The sequence below is a fragment of the Arthrobacter sp. B6 genome (genome assembly GCF_001663775.1).
GTDB lineage: Bacteria > Actinomycetota > Actinomycetes > Actinomycetales > Micrococcaceae > Arthrobacter.
In genome coordinates this window covers 1,569,681-1,583,829 of record NZ_KV467168.1, presented here as the reverse complement: position 1 = coordinate 1,583,829, position 14,149 = coordinate 1,569,681, and the positions used below count along the sequence as shown (strand labels likewise).

Annotated in this window: 14 protein-coding genes; 11 read left to right on the top strand and 3 right to left on the bottom strand. The window is 64.8% G+C overall.

The genetic code is table 11. From position 1 onward, the window contains the following. Positions 1-5: 5 nt before the first annotated feature. The 4 genes from gcvT to AU175_RS06820 all read left to right on the top strand — a co-directional run bounded on the left by gcvT (position 6) and on the right by AU175_RS06820 (position 4,726). Positions 6-1,154: a glycine cleavage system aminomethyltransferase GcvT gene (gene gcvT / locus AU175_RS06835; RefSeq protein ID WP_066286940.1), complete on the top strand. Its 1,149-nt coding sequence runs from the start codon at positions 6-8 to the stop codon at positions 1,152-1,154. 346 nt (positions 1,155-1,500) lie between these two features. Further along, entirely contained in the window at positions 1,501-1,884 is a 384-nt protein-coding gene (gene gcvH / locus AU175_RS06830; RefSeq protein WP_066286938.1) for a glycine cleavage system protein GcvH, read from the top strand. Further along, the gene (gene glyA / locus AU175_RS06825; protein ID WP_066286936.1) at positions 1,881-3,209 is read left to right on the top strand and encodes a serine hydroxymethyltransferase; all 1,329 of its coding nucleotides are present in this window, start codon (positions 1,881-1,883) and stop codon (positions 3,207-3,209) included. Before gcvH ends, glyA begins: the two co-directional genes overlap by 4 nt. A 119-nt stretch (positions 3,210-3,328) precedes the next feature. Next, positions 3,329-4,726: an L-serine ammonia-lyase gene (locus tag AU175_RS06820; RefSeq protein ID WP_066286934.1), complete on the top strand. Its 1,398-nt coding sequence runs from the start codon at positions 3,329-3,331 to the stop codon at positions 4,724-4,726. Between the two features lie 21 nt (positions 4,727-4,747). Here the strand turns inward: AU175_RS06820 and AU175_RS06815 are convergent, their stop codons facing one another. Next, a complete protein-coding gene (locus tag AU175_RS06815; RefSeq protein ID WP_066286932.1) occupies positions 4,748-5,293 on the bottom strand; it encodes a TspO/MBR family protein in 546 nt (181 codons plus the stop codon). A gap of 96 nt (positions 5,294-5,389) precedes the next feature. Between AU175_RS06815 and AU175_RS06810 the strand changes: the two genes are divergently transcribed. The 3 genes from AU175_RS06810 to AU175_RS06800 all read left to right on the top strand — a co-directional run bounded on the left by AU175_RS06810 (position 5,390) and on the right by AU175_RS06800 (position 9,471). After that, positions 5,390-6,526, top strand: a complete 1,137-nt coding sequence (locus tag AU175_RS06810; RefSeq protein ID WP_082979043.1) for a lipid II:glycine glycyltransferase FemX — start codon at positions 5,390-5,392, stop codon at positions 6,524-6,526. An 80-nt stretch (positions 6,527-6,606) separates the two neighbouring features. Then, positions 6,607-7,950 (top strand): peptidoglycan bridge formation glycyltransferase FemA/FemB family protein, encoded by a 1,344-nt coding sequence (locus tag AU175_RS06805; RefSeq protein WP_066286930.1) that lies wholly within the window; start codon positions 6,607-6,609, stop codon positions 7,948-7,950. 33 nt (positions 7,951-7,983) lie between these two features. After that, complete coding sequence (locus tag AU175_RS06800; protein ID WP_066286928.1) at positions 7,984-9,471, top strand: threonine/serine ThrE exporter family protein; 1,488 nt, start codon at positions 7,984-7,986, stop codon at positions 9,469-9,471. Positions 9,472-9,601: 130 nt separating this feature from the next. On the opposite strand, the gene AU175_RS06795 is transcribed toward AU175_RS06800, so the two are convergent. Next, positions 9,602-10,444 (bottom strand): siderophore-interacting protein, encoded by an 843-nt coding sequence (locus AU175_RS06795; protein WP_066286926.1) that lies wholly within the window; start codon positions 10,442-10,444, stop codon positions 9,602-9,604. Positions 10,445-10,458: 14 nt separating this feature from the next. Beyond that, complete coding sequence (locus AU175_RS06790; protein ID WP_066286925.1) at positions 10,459-11,229, bottom strand: uracil-DNA glycosylase; 771 nt, start codon at positions 11,227-11,229, stop codon at positions 10,459-10,461. 124 nt (positions 11,230-11,353) lie between these two features. Here AU175_RS06790 and AU175_RS06785 point away from each other — a divergent pair, with 124 nt between their 5' ends. The 4 genes from AU175_RS06785 (at position 11,354) to AU175_RS06770 (ending at position 14,005) form a co-directional block, all read left to right on the top strand. Continuing rightward, positions 11,354-11,683 carry a DUF3263 domain-containing protein gene (locus AU175_RS06785; RefSeq protein ID WP_066286922.1) on the top strand — a complete coding sequence of 110 codons (330 nt, stop codon included), beginning with the start codon at positions 11,354-11,356 and terminating at the stop codon, positions 11,681-11,683. Positions 11,684-11,734: 51 nt separating this feature from the next. Then, positions 11,735-12,376, top strand: coding sequence for a LytR C-terminal domain-containing protein (locus AU175_RS06780; RefSeq protein ID WP_066286920.1), 642 nt, complete (start codon positions 11,735-11,737; stop codon positions 12,374-12,376). A gap of 157 nt (positions 12,377-12,533) precedes the next feature. Continuing rightward, positions 12,534-12,740 (top strand): cold-shock protein, encoded by a 207-nt coding sequence (locus AU175_RS06775; protein WP_156642215.1) that lies wholly within the window; start codon positions 12,534-12,536, stop codon positions 12,738-12,740. A 5-nt stretch (positions 12,741-12,745) separates the two neighbouring features. Beyond that, positions 12,746-14,005 carry an ABC transporter substrate-binding protein gene (locus tag AU175_RS06770; RefSeq protein WP_156642214.1) on the top strand — a complete coding sequence of 420 codons (1,260 nt, stop codon included), beginning with the start codon at positions 12,746-12,748 and terminating at the stop codon, positions 14,003-14,005. The last annotated feature ends 144 nt before the right edge of the window (positions 14,006-14,149 follow it).

Sequence of the window (14,149 nt, the reverse complement as noted above, 5' to 3'; positions counted from 1 at the left end):
TTTCGATGACTGAGAACTACACAGCCCTTTACGAAGAGCACAAGAAACTCGGCGCCTCGTTCACCGATTTCGGTGGCTGGCAGATGCCGCTCAAGTACAGCTCGGAGCTGGCCGAGCACCACGCCGTCCGCAAGGCCGCAGGCATCTTCGATCTGTCCCACATGGGCGAAGTATGGGTGACCGGCCCGGACGCCGGCGCGTTCCTGGACTACGCGCTGGTGGGCAGGATTTCCGCGATGCCCGTGGGCAAGGCCAAGTACTCGCTGATCTGCAACGAGGACGGCGGCATCATCGACGACCTCATCATGTACCGCCGTCCAGTTGCTGAAGATGGCACGGACCGCTTCCTGGTGGTCCCCAACGCCGGCAACGCCAAGACGGTCGCAGCTGAACTTGTCCGGCGTGCGGCCGGCTTTGACGTCGTGGTGGACGATGCCTCCGCCGAGACGTCACTCATCGCCGTCCAGGGCCCCAAAGCGGAGGAAATCCTTCTCCGCCTGGTCCCCGCCGCCCAGCACAGCCTGGTCACCGGGCTCAAGTACTACGCCGCCGTCGAGGTTCCCTTCCTCGTGGCCGGAGCCGGCCAGGAGCTTCTGCTGGCCCGCACGGGTTACACCGGCGAGGACGGCTTCGAAATCTTTGTGGCCAACGAAGACGCCCCGGCACTCTGGCAGGCCATCGTGGCTATCGCGGATGAAGGGGAACTGGTACCTGCCGGCCTTGCCTGCCGCGACTCCCTCCGCCTCGAAGCCGGCATGCCGCTGTACGGCAACGAACTCTCCCTGGAAGGCGACCCGTTCGCCGCCGGCCTGGGACCCGTCGTCGCGCTCTCCAAGGAAGGCGACTTCGTGGGCAAGGCGGCGCTCGCCGCCAAAAAGGAAGCGGGCGCCGGCGACACCTCCGGCCGCAGGCTCGTAGGCCTCAAAGGCCTCGGACGCCGTGCCGGCCGGGGCCACTACCCGGTCCTCAAGGACGGCGCCGTCGTCGGTGAAGTCACCTCCGGCCAGCCCTCGCCCAGCCTCGGCTACCCGGTGGCACTGGCCTACGTCGACGTCGCGTACACCGAAGCCGGCACCGCCCTGGACATCGACCTCCGCGGAAAGACGGAGCCATTCGAAGTCGTGGCACTCCCGTTCTACAAGCGCCAAAAATAGTTTTCGGGTTGCGTTGGGCCTGAGATCCTCTGCGTGCTGCCCCTTCGTCGCTCTGACGCACGCTGCCGGATCCCAGCCCCAACGCTCTCTCACTTCCTGCAGTGATTGAGCCAACGCTCTCTCACTTCCTGCAGTGATTGAGCCAACGCTCTCTCACTTCCTGCAGTGATTGAGCCAACGCTCTCTCACTTCCTGCAGTGATTGAGCCAACGCTCTCTCACTTCCTGCAGTGATTGAGCCAACGCTCTCTCACTTCCTGCAGTGATTGAGCCAACGCTCTCTCACTTCCTGCAGTGATTGAGCCAACGCTCTCTCACTTTTCGCAAACAAAATTAAGGAAAAGCACATGGCAAAAGTTGCCCCTGAACTGCAGTACTCCGACGAGCACGAGTGGGTGGCCCGTGAGGATGGGAACCTTGTGTCCATCGGCATTTCCGCCGTGGCCACGGACGCCCTTGGCGACATTGTGTACGTGGACCTGCCCGAGGTCGGCTCGACCGTGACGGCCGGTGAGACCTGCGGCGAGGTGGAGTCCACCAAGTCCGTCTCCGACCTCTACTCCCCGGTGACGGGTGAAGTCACCGAGACCAACCCGGCCGTGGTCGAGGACCCAGCACTGATCAACAGCGATCCCTACGGCGCCGGCTGGCTGTTTAAGGTGGCCGCCGACTCCGATGGACCGCTGCTCTCCGCCCAGGACTACGCGTCCAAGAATGGCGGCGAGCTGTGAGCGCCGCAGCCGCAGGTACAAGCACAGCCTTCGAACAGGTCGTTTCGCACAGCCTCGACGCCCAGCTGTCCGAGCTCGATCCTGAGATCGCGGCCAGGATCGACGACGAACTGGGCCGCCAGCGCGATGGCCTGGAGATGATCGCTTCGGAGAACCACACCGCGGTGGCCGTGATGCAGGCGCAGGGCTCGGTCCTGACCAACAAATACGCCGAAGGTTACCCGGGCAAGCGCTATTACGGTGGCTGCGAGCACGTCGACGTGGTCGAGCAGCTGGCCATCGACCGTGTCAAGGCCCTGTTCGGCGCCGAGTTCGCGAACGTGCAACCGCACTCCGGTGCGCAGGCCAACGCTTCGGTGATGCACGCACTGATCAAGCCGGGCGACACCATCATGGGCCTGAACCTGGCCCACGGCGGCCACCTGACCCACGGCATGAAGATCAACTTTTCCGGCCGCCTGTACAACGTCATCCCGTACCAGGTCCGAGAAGAGGACCACCGGATCGACATGGCCGAGGTGGAACGCCTGGCAGAGGAGCACAAGCCGCAGCTGATCGTTGCCGGCTGGTCCGCGTACGCCCGGCAGCTGGACTTCGCCGAGTTCCGCCGGATCGCCGATTCCGTGGGCGCCTACCTGATGGTGGACATGGCGCACTTCGCCGGCCTGGTGGCCGCAGGGCTGCACCCGTCACCGGTGCCCCACGCCCACGTCACCACTTCCACCACGCACAAGACCCTCGCCGGTCCGCGCGGCGGCATCATCCTGACGAACGACGCCGCCATCGCCAAGAAGATCAACTCGGCTGTGTTCCCGGGCCAGCAGGGCGGGCCGCTGGAGCACGTCATCGCCGGCAAGGCTGTGGCCTTCAAGATCGCCGCGTCCGCGGAGTTCAAGGAACGCCAGGAACGCGTCCTGGCCGGTGCCCGGATCCTCGCTGACCGCCTGGTCCAGCCGGACGTCACCGCCAAGGGGATCAACGTGATTTCCGGCGGCACCGACGTGCACCTGGTCCTGGTGGACCTGCGCAATTGCGACCTGGACGGCCAGCAGGCCGAGGACCGGCTTGCGGGAATCGACATCACGGTCAACCGCAACGCCGTGCCCTTCGACCCGCGCCCGCCGATGGTCACTTCCGGGCTGCGCATCGGCACCCCGGCGCTGGCCACCCGCGGTTTCGGCGAGGCAGCCTTCCGCGAGGTCGCCGACATCATTGCCGAGGCCCTGATGGCCGACGCCGTCGCGGACCTGTCCGGCCTGCGTCACCGTGTGGAGGCCCTCGCCAAGGCCCACCCGCTTTACCCGTCAGTCGCCAACCTCGCCTGACCTCCGGAGTTTTTGTCCAGATAATGGGGGTTGGAGGACCTTTAAGTCCCTGTATCTGGACAAAAACTCCTGGGCGGGGCGTCTCTGCCGAAGCAAAATCACCTAGTTAGGAACCTTAAATGGCCGTTGGAGTCTTTGATCTTTTTTCCATCGGAATTGGACCGTCGAGCTCACATACCGTGGGGCCGATGCGGGCTGCCGCGGTGTTCGCTGAGGAGCTGAAGGCCTCCGGTGCGCTGGAGAAAGTGGCTGGCCTTCGGGTGGACCTGTATGGCTCGCTCGCGGCCACCGGGCACGGCCATGGGACCATGACCGCGATCCTGCTGGGATTGGAGGGGTTCCACCCCGAGCTGATCCTGCCTGACGAGGTGGAGGAGCGGCTCGCCGGGATCGCAGAGACGGGAACGCTGCAGCTGGCAGGTTCGATACCCCTGCCCTATGGGGTGACGGACATTATCCTGAGGCCGCTGACCATCCTCCCGCGGCACACCAACGGCCTGAAGTTCGCCGTCACCGATGCCGGCGGCGAAGTCCTTCACGAGGCCACATTCTTTTCCGTAGGCGGCGGCTTCATTGTCCGTGAGGGGGAGGAAGAGGCGGCACTCAAGGAACTGGACGAATCCAAGAAGGAACTGCCGCTGCCCTTCCGGACCGCGGCGGAACTGCTGGGGCGCTGCCAGTCCAAGGGCCTGTCCATCGGAGAGATCATGCTGGTCAACGAACGCGCATCCCGGCCGGAGGAGGAGATTCGCGAAGGCCTGCTGCATATCTACTCGGTGATGGAGAGCTGCGTGCAGGTCAGCCTCAAACGTGTTGGCCTGCTGCCCGGCGGGCTGAAGGTCCGCCGTCGTGCGCCGGACTGGCATGACCGGCTCCTGAAGGAGGACAAAGACCGGGACCCCAAGTACTGGCAGGAATGGGTGAACCTGATCGCCCTGGCCGTGAACGAGGAGAACGCGTCCGGCGGCAGGGTGGTCACTGCGCCCACCAACGGTGCGGCCGGCATCATCCCCGCGGTGTTGTACTACGCACTGCATTTCGCCCCCGGGATGGAGAACGCCACGCAGCAGGACCGCGACGACGTCGTGGTGAAGTTCCTGCTCACGGCCGGTGCCATCGGGGTGCTGTACAAGGAGCAGGCGTCCATCTCCGGTGCTGAGGTGGGCTGCCAGGGTGAGGTGGGCTCGGCGTCGTCCATGGCGGCGGCGGGCCTGGCCGAGGTGATGGGCGGGACGCCGGCACAGGTGGAGAATGCCGCGGAGATCGCGATGGAGCACAACTTGGGCCTGACGTGTGATCCTATCGGCGGGCTTGTCCAGGTGCCCTGCATCGAACGCAACGCCATCGCGGCGGCGAAGGCCATCAACGCCGCGAAGATGGCGCTGTGGGGTGACGGCTCGCACCGGGTGTCCCTGGACGAGGTGATCGTCACCATGCGTGAAACCGGCCGCGACATGAGCTCGAAATACAAGGAGACGGCGATGGGCGGCCTCGCTGTCAACGTCGTCGAATGCTGATTCCTGGGTGAACGGCGGACGTTAGTTGTTCAGCGCCGCCCAGAGGTTCAGGGATGAAGCGAACACAATCCAGGTGACGTAGGGCAGCAGGAGCAGTCCCGCTGCCTGGCTGATGGGTCCAAAACGGAGCACCGTAAACGTCACCGCCACGATCAGGGCGAGGATAATCGCGAAGGCAAGCCACAGCGCAAGTGTGCCAAGCACCGGGTAGAGGCCAAAGAACACCGGTGTCCACAGCAGGTTGAGGGCCAGCTGGATGCCGTAGGTGACCAGCGCCGGCCGTGACTCCGGGACGCGGCGTCGCCAGACGAGCCAGGCGGCGACGGCCATACTGATGTACAGCGCCGTCCAGACCGGGCCAAACACCTCATTGGACGGTGTCCATGGCGCCTTGTCAGCACTGACATACCAGCCGTTGACGTTGTTCGCCGTGGCAAACGCCCCCAGCCACGCCACCAGGGCGGAGGCTCCCAGGAAAACGGCAAATGCAACAATCTGCGCGCCGGTCCCGTAGGCCGCTGCGGCAATCCCGGACCGGTTGCTGGACTCTTCAGGGTGCGGCTCCATGCGACAACCCTTGCGAAGCGCGGACCCTGAGTCAAGGCGGCCCGGGGGATCACGCGGGAAAGCCCGGACCGGTTCAGGCTTTAGACTTGTGGCTACATGTCTGCCCGCAGCCACACCTACAAAACCGCGCACAAGACCAACAGACAGGACACGGCCCCCTTGGGAAAATTCACCGCCCGCTTTGCCACAGGCGAGGAAATTGAGAACTGGGACAAGCACGTCACTGCCAACCCGAACGGCGGCAACATGCTGCAGTCTGCGGCCTACGCCTCGGTAAAGAACGGCAACGGCTGGGACGTCCGCTTCCTGGTCCTGGAGTCCGGCGGGGCTGCCAGTTACAACCTGGTCCTGGAGAAGAAGTTCCCGGTGCTGGGCCGCCTCTGGTACCTCATCAAAGGACCCGACATCAGCGCTGCCGCGGACCTCAGGCCGGCGCTGGGAGCCTGCGCCGAATTTGTGAAGGCACGGAAGCTGAACGTCTTCGCAATCAAAGTGGAGCCGGATATCGTCAACTCCGCGGAGGCACAGGTTCAACTCACGGCCGCCGGCCTGGTGAAGGCCCCCAACATCCAGTCCAACGATTCCACGGCCCTGCTGGATATCTCCCCAACGGAGAACGAGGTGTTCCGCGCCATTTCCTCACGCGCCCGCAACGCCATCCGGCGTGCTGAGCGCGAAGGCTGTCAAGTGGTGCAGGGGGAGCCGGGCCCTGAGACGTACCGCGCCCTCTACGACCTGATGGCGGACACCGTCAAGGCCAAAGGTTCCATGCCGCTTCGCAGCTACGAGTACTACGTCCGGTTCTGGGACGAGTTCTGTAACCGCGGGCAGGGCAGCTTCTTTTTTGTCCACGAGGACGGCAAACCCAGCGTGGGGGCCTTTGTGATCAATTACGGTTCCAAAGCCACCTACAAGGACGGCGGTTCCATACAGAACCGGAAGCAGTACGGCGATTCGCACCTGGTCCAGTGGGCCGCGATCCGCAGGATGAAGGAGCTCGGCTGCACGGAGTATGACTTCTGCGGCACGCCGCCTGCGGCCAGGATCAAGGACAAGTCCCACAACCTTCACGGAATGGGCATGTTCAAAACCAGCTTCAGCAAGACGGTCACGGACTTTGTGGGCTGCTACGACTTCGTGCTGGCCCCGGTCCGGCACCGGCTCTGGGTCAGGGGCGCAGAACGTGTCTTCCGGCGCCTCGAAACCATGCGCACCGGCAACCAGTTCTACTGAGCCGCCACCACACACCCCGTCCACAACAGGTCAGCGCTGCCACCATCCGGCAGCACATCCACAGGTGAGGAACTTTTTTCGTGAATTCAACCAAGGCCGCGACCGAGCTCGAGTTCGCTGTCCTCAGCGACGCCGACTTCGAGGCCTTCTCCGTCACCCATCCGCAGAACAACTTCATCCAGTCCGCCGACTTCGCGCGCTTCCAGCGCGCCCGGGGGCAGGCAGTGGAGCTGTTCGGCGTCCGGCGCAACGGCGAACTCGTGGCCGCCGGCAAACTGAACTACACCACGAACCGCTGGGGCTACACGGTGTGCGAGTGTGCCAAGGGGCCGCTCATGGACTACACGGACGCCCCCCTGGTGCGCGACGTCGTCGAACTCCTCAAGGCAAGGGCAACGGACCGCAAGGCGGCTGAGCTGCGGATTTCCCCTAACCTTCCCTTTATTGCCCGCGACGAGGACGGCGCTGAACACCCTGAGATCACGGACAACCGCCCGCTGGTGGCCAGGCTCGCCGGGCTCGGATTCGCACACCAGGGCTCGGACATGAATTTCGCCAACGTGAACTGGATGTTCATCAAGACCCTTGAGGGCATCAACGACTCCGAAGAGCTCATCATGGGCACCAGCTACCGGACGCGGAAAGCCATCCGGAAGGCTGAGAAGAACGGCGTCTTCCTGGAACAGGCCACGCTGGAAACCCTGGACGAGTTCTATGGCGCCCTGAGCACGGCAGGCGATGAAAAGGGCTTCATCTACCGCGAACGCGAATACTACGAGCAACTGCTGCGGACCACCTCGTCCGAGTTCACCAAGCTCATGATGGCCAAGATCGACATCCCCGCATACCGCAAATCCATCACTGAACGCCTTGAGTCCGAGTCCGCGACAGCGGCCGAACTGCGCCGCGAGGTGGAAGAGACGGGCAGCAAAAAGAAAGCCAACCGCCTCAAGGTGGTTCAGGACCTCGTGGACAGCTACGAGCGCAGCCTCAAGGACATAGAACGGTTCCCCGATTCCGTGGGGGTGGCAACCGTTGCTGCCATCCATTTTGTCTGCTTCGGAGACGAGTTGGTCTGCGTCATCGGCGGCACCAAGCAGGACTACATCTACTTCAACGGTGCCACCTCCCTGTATTGGGGCATGATGCTCCACGCGCTGGAAAAGGGCTACAAACGCTATAACTTCTACGGCACCTTCGGGATCGAGGGGCAGGACGAGGAAGGCCACGGCGGTTATGCCTTCAAGAAGGGGTTCGGCGGTGAGGTGGTCCAGCTGCTGGGAGACTTCGTCATGCCCGTGCGGCCAGTGGTGTTCCAGACCAACCGTGTGGCCCGCGCAGCGGTCGCAGCCGCCCGCACCCTGCTGGGCAGGCTGCCGCTGAAACGCCAGGCTTCTGCTGGAGCAACCGATAACACTGCCTGAACACCATGATTCACCCCCGGGAGGAGGACCAGCGTGACTGATCGACCCGAGGATCCCCGGAAGAGGCCGCACACGGACGGTCTGCCCAGGACCGAGCCGCTCTCGCCTTCCCAGATCCGCCAGAACGTCGCCGCCAAAAGGATGCTGCGGCGCCTGGTCCAAAGCGAAACCCCGCCGACGGCGCCGCTGAGCATCGTGGACCGGCTGGCCGGGAGCCCCTACGCCAACCCGATGATCCAGGTGGGCGGCGTCGACACGTCCGCACGCAAAACCCTGGACTTCGCCCTGCACCTCGCGGAGACCATGTTCCGGTACGGCGCCGGTGCGCTCGAAGTGGAGACCAGCATCATCGCGGTGACGGCCGCACTGGGGCTCAAGAACATCGAAGTGGACATCACCAACCAGTCGGTGGGTATCAACTACGCACCCAAGGACCAGACCCCCATTGCCCTGCTGCGGGTGGTGCGGTCCTGGACCAACAACTACGCCGGGCTGGCCAAGGTCCACCAGCTGGTCACGGACATCGTGGCCGGGGGAGTGGGCCGGGATGAGGCCATCCGCCGCCTCGATGAGGCCATCACCAGCCCCAAGCCCTTCCCGCGTTGGATGGTGACCGTGGCCTTCGGCATTTTTGCAGCAGCCTTTGTTGGCGTCCTGGGTGGCGGTCCCGTCTCCTCAGCCATCGCCTTTGTGGTCAACATCGGCGTGAGCCTGCTGGCGCGCCAGCTGGGCCGCTGGCGCGTGCCCGACTTCTTTGCCACGGCGACATGTTCGTTTGTGGTGACCTTTGTGGCACTGCTCCTGTGGCAGTTCAACCTCACCTCGGCGCCGGCCATTGTGGTGGTGGGAGGCATCCTGCTGCTCCTGCCCACCGGTCGCCTGGTCTCCTCCGTGCAGGATGCGATCAACGGCTTCCCGGTGACAGCCGCCGGTCGGTTCCTGTCCACCCTGCTGACCTTCGGTGCCCTCGTGGCCGGCATCGCCGTCGCGTTCGTGGTGGGTTCCCGGACGGGAATGCCCGAGATCGACGTTACGGAAACTTTCAGCCCCGCCTACGACCTATGGGTGCTGGTGATCTTCATAGCCGTCGCCGTGATGGCCATCGCCGTAACGGAACAAACCACGTGGAAGTTGCTCCTCCCCACTGCCGCCGTGGGGGTGGCCGGGTACCTGGTGCTGCTGGGATCCAGCTCGCTGGGTATCGGCGACAGGTTCTCCCCGGCGCTGTCTGCCGTCGTGATCGGCCTGCTGGCGCGGGTAGTGGCCCTGAAGATGGGTGCACCGCAGCTGGTGGTCGCCGTTCCGGCAACGCTGATCCTGCTGCCGGGCCTGACCATCTTCCGCTCGATGTATGTGCTGACCATCGAGGAGTCGGAGATCCTCCTGGGCGCTGGGGGCATGCTCAACGCGGGTGCGATCGTCCTGGGCGCCGCCGGCGGGATCGTCCTGGGCGATACCATCGCGAGGCCGCTGACCCGCAGCCTGGCAAGCAACGAGCGCAGGCGCGCCCGGAGGCGGTAACCCTCCCAAGTGGGTAGCAGTAAGTGTCGTTATGATCGCCCAGAACGACACCTGCTGCTACCTGGATTTGCCCGGTCGGATTTGCCCGGTCGGATTTGCCCGGTCAGATTTGCCCGGCCAGATTTGCCGGTCAGATTTGCCCTACGGGCAGCTTCTTCTCGGCTTGGAAGTCGTCCTCGACCCTCCCCGCGGCCCAATAACCGGACAGCGACACGTTCTTGCGGTCGAGGCCCTTCTGGACAAAAAACACGTCGCGCAGGCCCTTCATGTAGCCGCGCTCGCCGTGGGCAAAGACGTCGATCTTGCCGGCGGCAGGCCAGTCGGCGTTCGCGACGGCCGACACCAGCAGATCGCCGGTGCCCGCGGGAACGCCGTTGCGCCGGAGCCAGGTGAGCTCCACGCCGGCCGGGGCTGCGACAGGCTGGATGTCGGCGTCGCTGTCCACCTCGAGGAAGGCGACGCCCTTCGCCTCCGGCGGCAGCGACTCCAGCGAGGCGGCGATGGCTGGCAGGGCTGCCTCATCGCCGGCAAAAAGGTACCAGTCGGCGTCGGGCGCGGGGTTGTAGGCGCCGCCTGGACCGGTGAAGGTCAGCGGGTCGCCGGGCTGGGCCGATGCAGCCCACGGGCCGGCCAGTCCCTCATCTCCGTGGATCACGAAATCGATGGCCAGTTCCCGTGCCACGGGGTCCACCCACCGGACGGTGTAGGTCCGTGTGAAGGGCCACTGCTCCCGGGGCATTGTCTCCCGGATGGTCCACAGGTCCAGCGGCCGGGCGTAATCGACACCGGACTGGGGAAACACGATCTTCACGTAGCGGTCAACAAAGTCATTGTTGACGTAATCGGCGAAGCCGTCGCCGCCGGCAACGATCCTGACCATGTGCGGCGACAGCTGTTCGCGGCGGATCACGGCGAGATTGACCTGTGGGCGGGTCTTCTTGGTGGCGCTGGTGGCGGCGGGAACTGTGCTCATAAGGCAAGCCTAAGCTAAGGCGTTGGGGGAAGTTCCCAGGTTACGCCAGGGCTTCCCTGCTCCTCGAGAAGCGCGTTGGCCTGACTGAAAGGCCGGGAGCCAAAGAAACCGCGCGACGCCGACAGCGGGCTTGGGTGCGCGCTGGACACCACCGCGGCGCCCGGCAAGAGGGGGCGGACGGCTTCTGCGTCCTTGCCCCACAACACGGCCACCAGCGGAAACCTGCTGCCGTCCGGCTTCCGCCGCCCGGCCACGGCGGTGACTGCCGCCGTCGTAATTTTCTCCCAGCCCTTCCCACGGTGGGAACCCGCGGCGCCCGCCCGCACGCTCATAACGCGGTTCAGGAGCAGCACCCCCTGTTCAGCCCAGGCGGTCAGGTCCCCGTGCACGCGTGCGGGGACTCCCAGGTCGGCTTCGAGTTCCTTGTAGATGTTGGCAAGGCTGCGTGGGATGGGCCGGGTCCGCGGAGCCACCGCGAAGGACAGGCCGACGGCGTGCCCCGGCGTTGGATACGGGTCCTGCCCGACAATCAGTACTTTGACGTCCGCCAGCGGCCGGCGGAACGCGCGGAGGACGTTCGACGGCGACGGCAGCACCTGGTGCCCGGCCGCGACCTCGTCGGCCAGGAACCGCAGGACGGCCCGCAGATCCTCTTCCACCCGGGCCAGTGCGGCAGCCCAGTCAGCGGCCATCAGCTGGCCGAGCGGCAGGTTGGCCATGTCGGCAAAGCCGACAGCCTCCGCCTCTTCCGGCTCCAGCTCAAACAGGGGCTCCGAATCAAACACGCACCCATTGTCCCAGCACTCGCGTTGATCCTTTGCCCGCGTAACGCGGCGTAAATGACAACACTGTTATTCGTCCGTAGCATGGGGGTGAGACTTTTACCCTTATCCAGCGAAGGAGTGTGCCGTGGCGGAACCAGCTCGGGAACACTTGCCGGAGCCCGAAGAGCGTGGCTCGCTGCTGGCTGACTTTTCGCCCCGCGACTCGCCGCTGAGCGAGCGTGAGCAGCAGATGCTCGCCCTGGAGCGGCAGTGGTGGAAGTATGCCGGGGCCAAGGAACAGGCCATCAGGGAGCTCTTCGAGCTGTCCGCTACCCACTACTACCAGCTTCTCAATGCGCTGATCGACACCGAGGATGCGCTCGCGCACGACCCGATGCTCGTTAAGCGATTGCGTAGACTACGTACGTCGCGACAGCGGGCCCGTACTGCACGCCGTCTGGGTTCGGACGCGTAACCACGCTCGTGCTGAGCCATCAGCAGCAATCAACAAGGATGTCTCTCCATCATGACCAAATATGCTCGGGATGAATTCGACAGGGTTCCGGAGACCGTTTCCCGCCAGGGTGTCCACCGTGCAGCGTCGGCGCCGTCCAGGCCCCGCCTGTGGCCCCTCCTGGCCGTGGGTGCTGTTGCCCTCGCCGTCGGCCTGGTTTCCTTCCTGATCCTTCCGCAGCTGGGATTCACCCAGGCCGGCAGCCAGGCCTCCGCCAGCCTTGAGTCGCCAGCCCAGTCGAACGCGGCCGCGGATCCTTCCCCCAGCGCTGAACCGTCCGCCAGCGCGGAGCCTTCCGTGAGTGTGGAGCCCTCCGCCAGTGCCGAACCCTCCCAGGACCTTGAAGCTGAACCGAGCGAATCACCCGCCACTGCCGCGGTGAACAAATCCCAGGGCCTGGCGGTCTACAACGCGGCAGGGACACCTGGCCTGGCGGGCAGGGTCAGTTCAATAGTCCAGGCGGACGGCTGGACGCTGGGACAGGTCGGAAACTGGGGCGGCGCACCCCAGCAGACGTCAGTGATCTTCTACGCAGGCGTGGCCCAGCAGGCCAACGCCGAGGCCCTCTCTGAACTCCTGAACATTCCGACGATGGTCAACAGCGCCGAATTCCAGGTGCCGCTGGTTGTGGTGCTGGGGCCAGGTTTCCAATAAGCATCCGGGTTACACCTGAATAACTATTGAAGGCGGATGCGGCCCTGCGCCTCGGCTCGCCCGGGGACCATTGGCTAGAGTGATTTCAGGCTTCGGTTCGTAACAAGCGGCACACAGTGGCGTGGGCCTTACGGACGCTACTGAAAGAGTGGGCATCATGGCACTGGGAACCGTTAAGTGGTTCAACGCTGAAAAGGGCTACGGGTTCATTACCGTGGACGGCTCGGGTGACGACGTCTTTGTTCATTGGTCCGCCATTCTCGGCGAGGGTTACCGCGCACTCGACGAGGGACAGCGGGTGGAGCTGGAAATCGGCGAAGGCGAGAAGGGCCCGCAGGCAGAAAGCGTCCGGCCGGCCGAGTGAAGTCCGTGAGTTTCCGCCCTGCATTTGTCCGCGTACCCGCAACGGCGGCTCTCCTGCTTGCGCTCGCCGGCTGCGGCGGGGCAGCGGGAAATGCCCGGCTGGACTCGGTTGAAGCCTCCGGCGACGGAACACTCCGCGTGGGCCTGATCCTGGACAGCACCGGAGCGCAGGAATTCCTCAGCGACTCACAACTTGCCGCGGCCCAACTTGCCGTGCGGGAAATCAACACGACCGGCGGCCACAAGGGCAAGGCCGTTGAGCTGCTGCCCCGGTCTGCCGGCGATTCCGAAGCGCAGGCCACGGCGTTGGTCGCGGCCAAGGCGGACGTTGTGATCGGACCCACGGATTCGAGCCACGCTGCCTCAGCCATCGACGTCCTCTCCGCCGCAAGGATTCCGCTCATCTCGCCGGCGAATTCTGCGGCCGGGCTGAGCAACTACAAAAGCGGTGGCTATTACTTCCGGACCGCAGCGGCCGACGTCGCACAGGCTTCTGTGCTCGTGAAACTCGCCAAAGACAAGGGCGCGAAGAACCTGGCGATCGTTCACCAGGACAGCAGCTACGGCAAGGATGTCTCCGCGGCCGTGGCTACTGCGGCCGCCGGCGCCGGCCTCGACACCACCAGTACGTCAGCTTTCGAGCCCGGCGAAGCGCAACAAGCCGCCACTTCGGCCTCGAAGGGAGCGCCGGACGCCGTGGTGCTTATTGCCAGGGAAGGCGCCCAAGGGGCCATAGCCGAGCTGAATAACGCTGGACTGTCCGGCGGCAAAATCATCCTCAGTGACGGCGCGTTTGGCCAGTTTGGTTCCGGACTGGGGTCCAAGGCCCTCGACGGCGCACGGGCAGTGGTGCCCGGCGTCTTCCCTTCCGCGGACTTCCAGGCCCGCCTGCTTGCGGTCGATTCGCAGCTGAAGGACCTCTCCTTCGCTGCCGAGACGTTCGACGCCGTGACGCTTGCTGTCCTGGCGGCCGCGGCAGCGGACGACGACGGCGGACGGTCAATAGCTGCAAACCTGATTGCCGTCTCGGGCGGCACGGCCCCAGGCTCGGAGGCTAAGCGGGCTGCCGTCCCCTGCAGCACTTATAAGGATTGTGTGTCATCCCTCAGGACCGGATCCACCGCTAATTACGACGGGCAGTCCGGTCCGATCAACTTCGACGCAAACGGTGACGTCACCTCTGCGAACTTCATGGTGTTCACCTACGGAGAAGACAACATGGCCAAGCTCAGCGGGCGTGAATCCTCGGGGCGGGCCGCGGGCTGATCGCCGGGAGCGAACTCAGGCCCGCAGCGGCGTATTCCGGGACTATTCGCTTGCACTCTCACCCATGGAGTGCTAATTATTGACTTAGCACTCTTACGTACCGACTGCTAAAGCGACGCCCGGCCCAGGCCGGTCCCGTGGCCC